At 68.1% G+C, this 13,060-nt stretch carries 11 protein-coding genes; 4 read left to right on the top strand and 7 right to left on the bottom strand.

Going from position 1 to position 13,060, the window contains the following annotated elements; all coding sequences use genetic code 11:
• Positions 1–68: 68 nt before the first annotated feature.
• The 7 genes from PO768_RS18000 to PO768_RS17970 all read right to left on the bottom strand — a co-directional run bounded on the left by PO768_RS18000 (position 69) and on the right by PO768_RS17970 (position 9,032).
• Entirely contained in the window at positions 69–1,730 is a 1,662-nt protein-coding gene (locus PO768_RS18000; RefSeq protein WP_272647149.1) for an ABC transporter ATP-binding protein, read from the bottom strand.
• Positions 1,730–2,605, bottom strand: a complete 876-nt coding sequence (locus PO768_RS17995; protein WP_137945215.1) for an ABC transporter permease — start codon at positions 2,603–2,605, stop codon at positions 1,730–1,732. Before PO768_RS17995 ends, PO768_RS18000 begins: the two co-directional genes overlap by 1 nt.
• A gap of 15 nt (positions 2,606–2,620) precedes the next feature.
• Complete coding sequence (locus PO768_RS17990) at positions 2,621–3,577, bottom strand: ABC transporter permease (RefSeq protein WP_137945214.1); 957 nt, start codon at positions 3,575–3,577, stop codon at positions 2,621–2,623.
• Between the two features lie 25 nt (positions 3,578–3,602).
• Positions 3,603–5,330, bottom strand: a complete 1,728-nt coding sequence (locus PO768_RS17985; protein WP_272647148.1) for an ABC transporter substrate-binding protein — start codon at positions 5,328–5,330, stop codon at positions 3,603–3,605.
• A 52-nt stretch (positions 5,331–5,382) separates the two neighbouring features.
• Positions 5,383–6,672 (bottom strand): NAD(P)/FAD-dependent oxidoreductase, encoded by a 1,290-nt coding sequence (locus PO768_RS17980; protein ID WP_272647147.1) that lies wholly within the window; start codon positions 6,670–6,672, stop codon positions 5,383–5,385.
• Positions 6,673–6,686: 14 nt separating this feature from the next.
• A complete protein-coding gene (locus PO768_RS17975; RefSeq protein ID WP_272647146.1) occupies positions 6,687–7,355 on the bottom strand; it encodes a haloacid dehalogenase type II in 669 nt (222 codons plus the stop codon).
• 195 nt (positions 7,356–7,550) lie between these two features.
• A complete protein-coding gene (locus PO768_RS17970) occupies positions 7,551–9,032 on the bottom strand; it encodes an aldehyde dehydrogenase family protein (RefSeq protein ID WP_272647145.1) in 1,482 nt (493 codons plus the stop codon).
• Positions 9,033–9,270: 238 nt separating this feature from the next.
• Here PO768_RS17970 and PO768_RS17965 point away from each other — a divergent pair, with 238 nt between their 5' ends.
• From PO768_RS17965 to PO768_RS17950, 4 genes are read left to right on the top strand one after another with little or no spacing between them, the layout of a single operon-like run.
• On the top strand, positions 9,271–10,131 hold the full coding sequence (locus PO768_RS17965) for a GNAT family N-acetyltransferase (protein ID WP_272647150.1): 861 nt from the start codon (positions 9,271–9,273) through the stop codon (positions 10,129–10,131).
• On the top strand, positions 10,128–11,063 hold the full coding sequence (locus PO768_RS17960) for a 2-hydroxyacid dehydrogenase (protein WP_272647144.1): 936 nt from the start codon (positions 10,128–10,130) through the stop codon (positions 11,061–11,063). Before PO768_RS17965 ends, PO768_RS17960 begins: the two co-directional genes overlap by 4 nt.
• A 54-nt stretch (positions 11,064–11,117) precedes the next feature.
• On the top strand, positions 11,118–11,636 hold the full coding sequence (locus tag PO768_RS17955) for a helix-turn-helix domain-containing protein (RefSeq protein ID WP_272647143.1): 519 nt from the start codon (positions 11,118–11,120) through the stop codon (positions 11,634–11,636).
• Positions 11,637–11,640: 4 nt separating this feature from the next.
• Entirely contained in the window at positions 11,641–12,915 is a 1,275-nt protein-coding gene (locus tag PO768_RS17950; RefSeq protein WP_272647142.1) for a type II toxin-antitoxin system HipA family toxin, read from the top strand.
• Positions 12,916–13,060 lie beyond the last annotated feature (145 nt).

Genomic DNA, 13,060 nt, shown 5'->3' with positions numbered 1-13,060 from the left:
TCCTTGCCGATGCCGTCGCCGGGGATCACGGCGATCTTGTAGGTCTTCATGGGTGTTCTCGTTCCGATTCAGGAGTGTTGTGCGGCCGCCGGCTGCTGCTCGTCGAGCCAGCCCTGGCGCAGCTCGGGCACCGAGCGGGCCAGCAACTCGTAATAGGGATGGTGCGGGCCGCGCTCATAGTCGGCGCGCGCCACCTGGGCCAGCTTGCGGCCGTGCTGCATCACGACGATCTCGTCGCAGACCGAGCGCACCGTGTGCAGGTCGTGGCTGATGAAGAGATAGGACAGTCCCAGCTCGCGGCGCAGCTCGGCGATCAGGTCCAGCACTGCGGCACCGACCACCGTGTCCAGCGCCGAGGTGACCTCGTCGCACAGGATCAGGTCGGGCTCGGCGGCCAGCGCACGCGCCAGATTGACGCGCTGCTTCTGCCCGCCCGACAGCCCGCCGGGCAGGCGCTGCGCGCTGGCGGCCGGCAGCTTGACCAGGTCCAGCAGCTCGGCGATGCGTTTTTGTAGCGCCGCACCGGTGAGACCTTTGTAGAACTGCAGCGGTCGGGCCAGGATGCGCTCGATGCTGTGGCTGGGGTTCAGCGCGGTATCGGCCATTTGGAACACAATCTGCACGCGGCGCAGCTCGTCCTTGCTGCGCTGGGCCAAACTGGGCGGCATGGCCTTGCCGTTGAACAGCATCTGGCCCTTGGCTGGAGCGATCAGGCCGGCGATGGCGCGCGCCAAGGTGGTCTTGCCTGAGCCCGACTCGCCGATCACGCCGATGGCCTGGCCGCGATACAGCTTCAGATGGATGTCTTCCAGGATCAGGATGGCCGGCTTGCCCTGCTTGTCGAGCGGACCGTAGCCGGCCGACAGGCCTCTGACCTCCAGCAGCGGCTGGTTGCTGCCGGCCTGGGCCGAGCACTGGCCACCCGCGCGCTCGCGCGGCTGCGCGGCGGCCAGCAGGCATTGGGTGTAGTCGTTGACCGGTGCGGTGATGATCTGCGCAGTGGCACCGATCTCGCGCATCGTGCCGTCGCGCAGCACCAGGATGTGGTCGGCCATCTGGGCCACGACGGCCAGGTCGTGGCTGACATAGACGGCGGTGGCACGGCGCTCGCGCACAACGCGGCGGAAGGCGCGCAGCACCTCGATCTGGGTGGTCACGTCCAGCGCCGTGGTTGGCTCGTCGAGTATTACCAGATCCGGGTCGCTGATCAGGGCCATGGCCGCCATCAGGCGCTGCAGCTGACCGCCGGAGACCTGGTGCGGATAGCGCGAGCCGATGGTGTCCGGATCGGGCAGTGCCAGCTCGCGGAACAGCTCGACGGCCTTGGCCTCGGCCGCAGCGCGCGGCATCAGCCGGTGGATCAGCGCCGGTTCGACCACCTGGTCCATGATGGTCCGCGAGGGGTTGAACGAGGCGGCCGCGCTCTGCGCGATATAGGCCACCGTGCGGCCGCGCAGCGCGCGCTGCTGCGGCTCGGACAGCGCCAGCACATCGGTGCTGCCTATCGTGATGCTGCCGCCGGCGATACGGCAGCCATGGCGCGCATAGCCCATCAGCGCCAGCGCGGTGGTGGTCTTGCCCGAGCCGGACTCGCCGATCAGGGCCAGCACCTCGCCCGGGGCGATGGTGAAACTGAGCTTGTCGACGATGGCGTGTTCGCCGCCGCTTCCGTCAATATTGGCTTTGTCGACGACGATGCGCAGATCGCGGACTGTGACTGGCGCGCCCATCAGTGCACCCCGCCTTCGCGAGCCGCACGGCCCGGCAGGTTGTCGATCAGCAGATTCACCGCGATGGTCAGACTGGCGATGGCCAGGGCCGGCGCGATGATGGCGGCGCCGCCGGTGGGCAGCGCACCGATGTTCTCGCGCACCAGCGAGCCCCAGTCGGCCGCCGGCGGCTGCACGCCCAGGCCCAGGAAGCTCAGCGAAGCCAGCAGCAGCACGACGTAGACAAAGCGCAGGCCCAGATCGGCCAGCATCGGGTTGACGATGTTCGGCAGGATCTCCTGCAGCATGATGTACAGGCGGCCTTCGCCGCGCGTGCGGGCCACCACCACATAGTCCATCGCGTTGATGTTGACGGCCAGCGAGCGGGCGATGCGGTAGGCACCGGGCACATAGATGATGGCCGCGGTCAGTATCAGCATCGGCAGCGAGGAGCCGAAGGCCGCGACCATGATCAGGGCCAGCATCTTCGACGGGATCGAGGTCAGCGTGTCGATGCCACGGCTCAAGGCGCCGTCCAGCCAGGGGGCGCTGGAGGCCGCCAGCAGGGCCAGCACGGTGCCGGTGCTGCTGGCAGCCAGCGTGGCCAGCAGGGCCACGCCGACCGTGTAGCGCGCGCCCTCGATCACGCGAGCCAGCATGTCGCGGCCCAGATAGTCGGTGCCCAGCCAGTGCTGGGCGCTGATGCCGGCGAACACATCGCCGGCGCCCATGTCGGCGCCGCCCTGGCCCATCAGGCTGGGGCCGATCAGGGCGGCCAGCAGCCAGGCCAGCAGCACGGCCAGGCCCAGGAGGCCGGGCCAGCTCATCGAAGGCAGCAGGCGGCGCCGCGCGCGCGGGGCGGCGGGTTCTGCCGTGGTGGGGGTCAGGGTGGACATGGGGTGGGCCTTGGTTCAGCGATGGCGAAGGCGGGGATTGGCGACGATGCTGCAGATATCGGCCAGGGTCACCAGCAGCAGGTAGACGGCGCAGAACAGCATCGCGCAGGTCTGCACCAGCGGCATATCGCGCTGGCTGACGCCGTCCACCATCAGGCTGGCGATGCCGGGGTAGTTGAAGATGGTTTCGACGATGATGACGCCGCCCAGCAGATAGGACATCGACAGCGCCACCGCATTGGCGATCGGACCGATCGCATTCGGCAGCGCATGGGCCAACACCATGCGGGTCGGCGAGGCGCCTTTGAGCCGCACCATCTCGATATAGGGTGCGCGCAGCTGGTCGACCACGGCGGCGCGTGTCATCCGCATCATCTGCGCCATCGTCACGCAGCACAGGCTCAGCACCGGCATCGCGAAGGCGCGCAGCATCTGGCCTATCGAGTCGACACTGCTGCTGTACGAGAGTGCCGGCAGCCAGCGCAGCTCGACCGCGAAGATCAGTACCGCCAGGGTCGCGACCAGAAACTCCGGCACCGAGACCACAGCCACCGCGCCCGAGCTGGCGAGGCGGTCGAACCAGGAGCCGCGCCACATCGCCGAGGCGATGCCCAGCGCCAGCGCCAGCGGCACGGCGATGGCGGCGGTGATCGCCGCCAGCTTGACCGAGTTCGGCAGCCGGCTGGAGATCATGTCGGCCACCGGCATATGGGTCACGATGGAGAGGCCGGGATTGCCGCTCACCATGCCCGAGAGCCAGGCCCAGTAACGCTGGTGGGCGGGCACGTTCAGCCCCATCTGCTCGCGCAGCGCGGCCAGCGATTCGGCCGTGGCCTCCTGGCCCAGCTGGGCCTGCGCCGCATCGCCGGGCAGCAGGGCCGTGATCGTGAACACGACCGCGGACACCACCAGCAGCGAGACCAGGGCCAGCGCCACGCGGTTGACGATGAGTCGCAGGATCAGCAGGTTCATGATGGCTTCAGGGGTGAGCGATCAATCAGGCGTCGAGCCAGACATGCTCGGCGAAGGAGTAGCCCATCAGCCCGCCCAGCGGGATCGGCGACAGGCCCTTGAGCTTGGCATTGTGGCCGTCGATGCTGGCCAGGAACAGCGGGATGCCGATGCCGGCGTCCTGATGGATCATGGTCTGCATATCGGCATACATCTGCTTGCGCTTGGCCAGATCGGTCTCGGCGCGGGCGCCGATCAAGAGCTGGTCGAACTTCTCATTCTTCCAGCGCGACTCGTTCCAGGCCGCGTCCGACTTGAACAGCAGGGTCAGCAGCGCGTCGGCGCTGGGGCGCGGGTTGATATTGCCGAAGCCCACCGGGCTGTTGAGCCAGTGGTTGGCCCAGTAGCCATCGGCCGGCATGCGCTTGACGTCCAGATTCAGGCCGACACGCTGCGCCGCCTGCTGCAGCACCAGAGCCGTCTCGACCGAGTACATCGCGGCCGGCGACACGACAACGGGGATAGCCGCGCTGCCCAGATTGGCCTTCTTCAGATGGAACCTGGCCTTCTCAGGGTCATAAGCGCGCTGCGGCAGACCGGCGAAGTGGAAGCGGTTGGTCGGGTCAATCGGCTGGTCGTTGGCGACCACGGCATGGCCCAGGGCGATAGACTTTTTCATCTGCTCGCGGTCGAACAGATGCTTCATCGCCAGCACGAAATCGGGGTTCGCGCCCGGGCCCATATCGCGGCGCATGATCAGGTCCGAGTACTGGCCCGACTGGGTCGCGAAAATCGCATAGCCGGGCGTGCTCTTGACGCGCTCGACCGAGCGGGGGTTGACCGCCGCGACCAGATCCAGATCGCCCGACAGCAGCGCGTTGACGCGGGCGCCCTCGTCGCCGATGCCGACGAACTCGATCTCGTCCAGATAGGGACGTCCGGGCTTCCAGTAGGCCTCGTTGCGCACCGCGACCGAGCGCACGCCGGGCTTGAACTCCTTGAGCTTGAAGGGGCCGGTGCCGATACCGGTCGTGAAGTCGGTCGTGCCGTCCTTGACGATCATGAAGTGGAAGGTGCCGAGGATCACCGGCAGGTCGGCATTGGGCGCGCTCAAGGTGATGGTCACCTCGTTGGCGCCGGTGGCCTTGACCGTGTCGATCTGGTCGGCCAGGGCCTTGGCCTTGGAGGCGGTGGCGGCGTCCTTGTGGCGGGCAATCGNCAAGGTGATGGTCACCTCGTTGGCGCCGGTGGCCTTGACCGTGTCGATCTGGTCGGCCAGGGCCTTGGCCTTGGAGGCGGTGGCGGCGTCCTTGTGGCGGGCAATCGAGAACACCACGTCGGCGGGCGTCAGCGCCTTGCCGTCATGGAAGACCACGCCCTTGCGCAGCTTGAAGACCCAGGTCTTGGCGTCCTTGGTCGCGAACTCCTCGGCCAGCGCCGGCTGCGGCGTCAGGCTGCCGTCCAGCGAGGTCAGGCCGTTGTAGAGCATGCAGCCGCGCGAATAGTCCGTCTGGTTGGACATCTTGGCCGGGTCCAGCGTGTCGGTGATCGCCCCGGTGGCGCCGGCCACCCGGATCTTGCCGCCGCGCTTGGGCGTCTGCGCATGGGCCGACAGTGCGGTGCCCGCCAGGCCGCCGGCCAGACCGGCCTGCATGCCGCCGGCCATCAGCATCGCGAGGATGTCGCGGCGCGTCGCGCCACGTTTGAGCGCATCCATCACACGGGTGCTTTCCTGGGGACCGATCAGGGTTTGCAGCTTCTTGCTCTCGTTCATGATTTTCTCCGGGGGGTGAAACGGACACGGGGCGGACGGGGACGAAATTTGCTCAGGACACCATGTCCTTGAGGCGGTAGTAAAGCCCTACCGCGGGCAAGAACCAGGGCGGGCCCAGATGGCCCGGGATCGCCGGCCAGGGCCGGTCGCGCCAGGGGTTGGCCGCGGCATTGCCCAGCATGGTCTCGGCCATGCGCTGACCCATATGCACCGACATCTGCGTGCCATGGCCGCTATAGCCCAGCGAGTAGTACAGGCCGTCGCGCTCGCCGGCATGCGGCAGGCGGTCCTGGCTCATGTCGACCAGGCCGCCCCAGCAGTAGTCGATGCGCACATCGGCCAGTTGCGGAAAGATCTCGGCCATGCCGCGACGCAGGATCTCGCCGCTCTTCTGGTCCGAGGTCGGGCTGGAGATCGCGAAGCGGGCCCGGCCGCCAAACACCAGGCGATGGTCCGGCGTCATGCGGAAATAGTGATGGATATTGGCCACCGTCACATAGGTGCGGCGGCCGGCCAGCAGAGCCTGGGCGCGCTCAAACCCGAGCGGTTCGGTCACGACGATGAAGCTGCCGATGCCGACGATGCGCCGGCGCAGCCAGCCAAAAGTCCCGTAGCCGCCATGCAGGGTCGCGCCGGTGGCCACCAGCACCTGCTTGGCGCGCACGGCCCCGCGCGGCGTGTGGACGATGTGCGCCTCGCTGAGGCCCTGGCGCTGCAGCTTCAGCACCGGACTGTTCAGATGGATCTGCGCGCCGCTGCGCTCGGCGGCCTGGGCCAGCCCGGCGGCGAAGCGGCCCATATGCATCTGCGCGCTCTTCTTCTGCAGCAGGCCGCCGACGAAGCGCTCGCTGGCCACCTCGTCGCGCACCCGGCGCGCGTCCAGCAGCTCCACATCGGGGTCGACCTCGCGCGCCAGCCGCTCGCAGCTGCGCGCCAGCGCCTCGTAGTGCGCCGGCTTGGTGGCCAGCTTGAGCTTGCCGTTGCGCTGGAAGTCGCAGGCTATCTGTTCCTCCTGCACCAGCCGCGCCACCGTATCGACCGCCGCATCGAACTCGCGGTACCAGGCGCGCGCCTTGTCAACGCCGTACTGCTCGGCCGCCGCCGCATAGTCGACCGCCAGGCCGTTGTTGACATGGCCGCCGTTGCGGCCCGAGGCTTCCTTGGCGACCCGGTCACAGGCTTCCAGCACCACGACATTTGCGCCGCGCTGGGCCAGGCTGCGCGCGGCCGACAGGCCGGTGAAGCCGCCGCCGACGATCACCACATCGGCGTTGGCCGGCAGCTCGGCCGCGGCCGGCGCAAAGGCCGGTGCCGAGTCGGTCCAGAAGGAATCGAGCTTCATGGCGGCTGGGGGGCTCAAAGACCGACCACGCCCGGTAGGCCGCCGATGTCCGCGATCTCCACATAGTTGTAGGCCGGATTGCCGGGGCCGTGACCGCGGTTCACGAAGACCTTGTTCCTGATGCCCAGGTCGTCGGCCGACATCAGGTCGTAGCGCAGGCTGGACGAGACATGCAGCAGGTCCTCGGGATTCGCGTTCAGCGAGTCCAGCATGTACTCGAAGGCCTTCAGGCGCGGCTTGTAGGCCTGGGCCTGCTGGGCCGTGTAGACGCGGTGGAAGGGCGCGCCGAGCAGGGCCACATTCTTCTGGATCTGGTTGTCCGAGGCGTTGGACAGGATCACCAGCGGAATCTCCTTGGCGATCTTGGCCAGGCCGGCCGGCACATCCTCGTGCGGGGTCCAGGTGGGCACGGCGTCGTAATACTGCTGGGCCTCGTGGTCGAAGTACTGGATGCCCCATTTCTTGCACAGGCGGCGCACCGCGTTCTTCAGCACCACCTCGTAGGGCTGCCAGTCGCCCAGCACCTCGTCGAAGCGGTAGGCCGAGAAGTCGGCGATGAAGGCGTCCATCTGCTCGGGCTTGATGCGGTCGGCAAAGATGTCGCGGGTCATCTCACCCATGCGGAAGCGCGTCAGCGTGCCGTAGCAGTCGAAGGTGATGTATTTGGGACGGAAGATAGCCATATCAGTCATTCCTTGGTCGGGTCAAGCGGGTGTCAAAAACCACCTGCACACGCTGCTGTCATCTGGATTTCATTGAAGCATGCGAGGTGAACAGAGTTGCGGGGTATTGACCGGGGGGCACACACAAAACTGTGGTTTGGGTGCCCGCCTGCGGCATAGCCTGCGGCGCGCGCCAGGCGGGGGCAGACATGCACTTCATTGCGGCGCCGCGAAGTCGATCAGCACACTTTTGATGCGCAGATTGGCCTCGACGGCCTGGCGGCCCAGGTCCTTGCCGATGCCGGACTGGTGGTAGCCGCCGGTCGGGATCACGAAGTCATTGCTGCGCCCGTAGCGATTGATCCACACGGTGCCGGCCGAGAGGCCCCGCATCATGCGCAGGGCCCGGCCGATATCGGCCGTGTGCACGCCGGCGGCCAGGCCGTAGTGCGCGTGCGCCGCCAGCGCCAGGCCCTCCTCCTCGCTGTCGAAGGTCTGCACGGTCAGCACCGGGCCGAAGATTTCCTCGACCACGGCCGGGTTGGCGGCACCGACCTCTTCGATCAGGGTGGGCAGGTAATAGGCGCCGTCGCCGCAGATCGTGCTGCGCAGGCCGCCGCCCAGCACCCGGCCGCCGGCCCGGGCCGCGCGCTGCACGATGTCGGCGATGCGCTGTGCCTGCGGGCGCGAGATGATGGGCGGCAGCGTGGCCTCGCCGTCCCAGGTGGCACCGGGTCGGGCGGCCGCGAAGCGCCGGGCCAGGCCCTCGATCAGCGCCGGCGCAATGCCCTTCTGCACGATCAGCCGCGAGCCGGCCACGCAGACCTGGCCGGCATTGCCGGTGATCGCATTGGCGATCAGGCCGGTCAGCCGGGCCAGATCGGACGCATCGTCGAACACCAGCTGCGGGCTCTTGCCGCCCAGCTCCAAGGTCACCGGCTTCGGCCCCTGCTGGGCGCAGGCGGCCATGATGGCCGCGCCGGTGCGGGTGCTGCCGGTGAAGGTCATCTTGGCGATGCGCGGGTGGCGGCTCAAGGCGTCGCCGGTGATGCGGCCATCGCCCTGCACGATATTGAAGATGCCGTCCGGCACGCCGGCCTGGCTGGCCAGCTCGGCCAGACGAAGCACCGAGAACGGCGTCAACTCCGAGGGCTTGAGCACCACCGCATTGCCTGCCGCCAGCGCCGCGCCCACCTTCCAGGACACCATCACCAGCGGGAAGTTCCAGGGCGTGATCGCGCCGACCACGCCATAGGGCTCGGTGATGGTCATGCCCAGCTTGTCGCTCTGCGTGGCGGCCACCTCGCCGCCCAGCTTGTCGGCATACTCGGCGAAGAAGCGCAGGCCCTCGGCCGTGAACGGCACATCCCAGGCCAGCACGTCCTGCAGTGGCCGGGTCGAGCCGAGCGCCTCCAGCGGCCCCAGCACCGCACCGTCGGCCTCGACCAGATCGGCCCAGCGGCGCAGCACGCGGGCGCGCTCGCGCGGCGCCCGGCGGGCCCAGTCGCTGGCGCGCCAGGCGGCCCAGGCGCTCTGCACCGCGCGGTCCACCAGGGCCGCATCACCCAGCGGCAGATCGGCATAGGGCTTGCCGTCGGAGGGGCGGCGCACCTCCAGGCCGCCGGCGCCGCTGACCAGCCGGCCATCGAGGTAGTGACCATTGGGCACGGCGATCAGGTCGGGGTCAAATGTTTGCACGGGCTTCCTTGGGTTCAAATCGGCAGCACCGATGCTAGGCAGGGTGGTACGGAATGTGTTTGCGTAGGCGCTCGGCACAGCGCAGTAAATTGCAAGTCGCGCGGCTCGCACAGCCGAAGCTGCCGAATGGGCCCAAGCAGCAAGATCGTCCTAGCGCCGCATGGGCAAGCTTGCAACCATGGGGCCACACCCGCGATATGGAGAGAATCCCTTGAGCTACGAATCCAATGTCGCCGCGATGCCAGCGGCCTCGGCCGACGGCATCGTGCTGCGCGCGATGCAAGCCGGCGATCTGGAGGCCGCGCACGCGCTGTCGCTGGCCGTGCACTGGCCGCACCGGCTGGCCGACTGGCAGGCCGCGTTCGCGCTGGGCGGCGGCCTGGTGGCCGAGCGCGACGGCGAGCTGGTCGGCACCACGCTGGTCTGGCCCTGGGGCCCGGCCCATGCGACGCTGGGCCTGGTCATCGTCGACCCGCGCTGCCAGGGCCGGCGCATCGGCTACCGGCTGATGCAGGCCGCGCTGGCCCAGCTCGGCGAGGCCTGTTGCGTGCTGCTGCATGCCACCGCCGAGGGCCGCGGCCTCTATGAACGCCTGGGCTTTGAGCGCACGGGCGAGGTGCGCCAGCACCAGGGCACCGCCGGTTCGGCGCCGCTGGTGGCGCTGGATGAGGGCTGGCGTCTGCGCCCCTCGGACCATAACGATGTGAGCAGCCTGATCGAGCTCGACGCCCAGGCGCGCGGCATGCCGCGCGAGGCCCTGATCACCGAGCTGCTGGGCCATGCGGATACCGTGCTGCTGGACCACGAGGGCCTGGCCCGGGGCTTCGGGATGCTGCGCCGCTTCGGTCGCGGCCTGATCATCGGCCCGGTCGTCGCGCCCGACGCCGAGGGCGCTAAGGCCTTGATCGCCCATCTGGTGGGCCTGAGCGCCGGCAAGTTCGTGCGCATCGATGTCGACTTCGACAGCGGCCTGACCGAATGGCTGGAGACCCTGGGCCTGCTGCGCGTCGACGCACCGACCGAGATGGTGCGCGGCGGCCCGCTGGCCAAGCGGCCCGAGGTGCGCTTGTTCTCGCTGGCCACCCAGGCCCTGGGATGAGCGCCTTCGTCTACAAAGCCGACCCGGTGCGCGGCCGGGTCTGGGCCGAGATCTTTGCGCGCCAGGCCGGGCCGCAGCTCGACTTCCGCCTCTGGCCCGAGATCGGCGACCCGGCCAAGGTGCATTACCTGGCCGCCTGGGAGCCGCCGGCCGATATCCGCGCCACCTTCCCGAATCTCAAAGTGCTGTTCTCCTCGGGCGCCGGTGTCGACCAGTTCAGGTTCGATCAGCTGCCCGCCGACCTGCCCATTGTGCGCATGGTCGAACCCGGCATCATCCAGGGCATGGTCGAGTACGTCAGCTGGGCCGTGCTGAGCCTGCACCGTGACATGCCGGCCTATCAGCGCCAGCAGCGCGAGCACAGCCGCTGGATGCCGATCCAGGTACGGCCGGCTGCCAAGCGCCGCATCGGCGTGCTGGGCCTGGGCTCGCTGGGCCAGGCGGTGCTGGGCCAGCTGCGCAATTTCGGCTTCGACTGCGCCGGCTGGAGCCGCTCGCGCCACGCGGTCGACGGCGTGCAGTGCTTTGCCGGCGGCGAGGAGCTGGGCGCTTTTCTGGCCCGCAGCGAGTTGCTGATCTGCCTGCTACCGCTGACCGAGGCGACGCGCGGATTCCTGAACGCCGGGCTGTTCACCCAGCTACCGGCCGGCGCCAGCCTCATCCATGTGGGCCGCGGCCCGCAGCTGATAGCGGCCGACCTGCTGGCCGCGCTGGCCCGCGGCCAGCTCAAGCACGCCATCCTCGACGTCAGCGACCCCGAGCCCCTGCCCTCCTCTCACGCCTTCTGGCAGCACCCGCAAATCTGGCTGACGCCCCATATCGCCAGCATGACGCAGCCGGAGACGGCGGCGGAAGTGGTGCTGGAGAACATCAGGCGGTTCGAGGCAGGGGAAGAGATGGTGGGGCTGGTGGATCGGGGCTTGGGGTACTGAGTAAGTGCAAGTATTCTGGCATTTATTGCCATGAAAACATAGAATATTTGCATCATGGCCAAGAAAACTGCCCCACTACTACCGGGTACCGACGAGTTGCTGCATCAGTTCGGTGAGCGTCTGCGCCTGGCACGGCTGCGTCGGCGGCTACCCGCCAAGCAGGTCGCGGAGCGGGCCGGCATGTCGGCGATGACGCTACGCAGCCTGGAGCGCGGCGGGTCGGGAGTGACCATGGGTGCCTACCTTGCGGTGATGCAGGTGCTGGGCATCGAGAAAGACCTCGAACTGCTCGGTAGGGCCGATTCCTTGGGCAGGGAGTTGCAGGATGCGCAGTTGCCCTCCAACACCAGGGCGACGGTACGACCCCGCTCGCCGGCCACAGCCGCCCGGCCGTCACGACCAGATCGGCAGGAAGTCTCAGCCAGCCAGCCGAGGTCGCCGACAAAGCATTCGGATGGAGCACCGGACTGGATCAGCAAGAGCGGTTTCGCCAGCTCCGATGCGCTGGCCGCCTTGATCGAGACCGAGGCGCTGCCGAAGAAAAGTAGGCCAGCAAGAAAACTCGGCGCATAAGCACATGGCGACCACGAACATCGCTGTCTACGCCGACTGGCTCGGGCTCGATGGCCCGCTGCGACTGGGTTTCTTGCATGCCAGACTTGGGGCAGGACGCGAGGTCTTCGAGTTCGAGTTCGACGCCCGGGCGCTGGCCCACCCTGCCGTGCGGACGCTGCACCTGGATCCCCGGCTCGGCCTGTTCGAGGGTCGGCAACACCCGCCGCAAGGCCATGAGGCCTTCGGCGTTTTCGCCGATGCGAGCCCCGACCGATGGGGCCGACTGCTGATGCGTCGCCGGCTGGAGCGTGCTCAGCGGGCCGGGCATGTGGGCAAGACCGCGCGATTGCACGAATCGGACTACCTGCTGGGTGTGCATGATGCTTACCGCTCCGGGGCACTGCGTTTGCGGCTTGATGACGCGGGCGACTTCCTGGACAACGCGCACGACACGGCCGCCCCCCCCTTCGTACAACTGCGCGAGCTGGAGGCGGTCAGCCTGGCGCTGGAACGTGATGAAGACAACACCGCGCCAGCAGGTGACGACTGGCTGCGCATGCTGATCGCCCCCGGTGGCTCGCTTGGCGGGGCGCGGCCCAAGGCCAGTGTGATTGATCCGCAGGGACAGTTGTGGATCGCCAAATTCCCCAGCGTGCGTGATGAACAGGATGTGGGCGCCTGGGAGTTGGTGGTGCAGACCCTGGCGAAGGGCTGCGGCCTGGCCGTGCCGCAAAGCCTCGCGCGCCGGTTCGCCAGCCAGCAGCACACATTTCTGGTGAGGCGCTTCGACCGCACACCCGAGGGCCGACGGATTCACTTCGCCTCGGCGATGACGCTGACCGGCCACCAGGACGGTGACGACGCCTCGACGGGTGCGAGCTATCTTGAAATTGCCCGGGTGCTGATTGACCACGGTGCCCAGCCCGCCGCCGATCTGCGCGAGCTGTGGTCGCGCATCGTCTTCAATATGCTGGTCTCCAATACCGACGACCACCTGCGCAACCATGGCTTCCTGCTCCAGCCTGGCAAGGGCTGGCGTCTTTCCGAGGCCTACGACATCAATCCCGCACCTGAGTCGCGGGGCTTGAAGCTCAATGTCAGCGAGGCCGATAACGTGCTGGACCTCGAGCTGGCACGCTCGGTAGCGCCCTACTTCCGAGTCTCAAGGAAACAGGCCAACGAAGTCATCGCGCGCAGCCAGGCCGTGGTGAAGCAGTGGCCCAGGATCGCCGGCAGCCTGAAGCTGCGGATGCGGGAGCAGGAGCGCATGGCCGAGGCCTTCCGGCTCGCCGGCTAGACAACAAGCGCCTCACATCATCCCAGCAGAATCTTCTGCCGTCCCCACCCCAATTACCGCGCGGACGGCCTCGTCGCGGCCCCGATTGCAGCACCACCCGCTGTGCCTCCCGCCCTAAGCTGGAGCCTCTTCAAGACGATGAATG

The sequence above is a fragment of the Paucibacter sp. XJ19-41 genome (genome assembly GCF_028462495.1).
Taxonomy (GTDB): Bacteria; Pseudomonadota; Gammaproteobacteria; order Burkholderiales; family Burkholderiaceae_C; genus Roseateles_E.
This window is presented reverse-complemented; position numbering and strand designations above follow the sequence as displayed.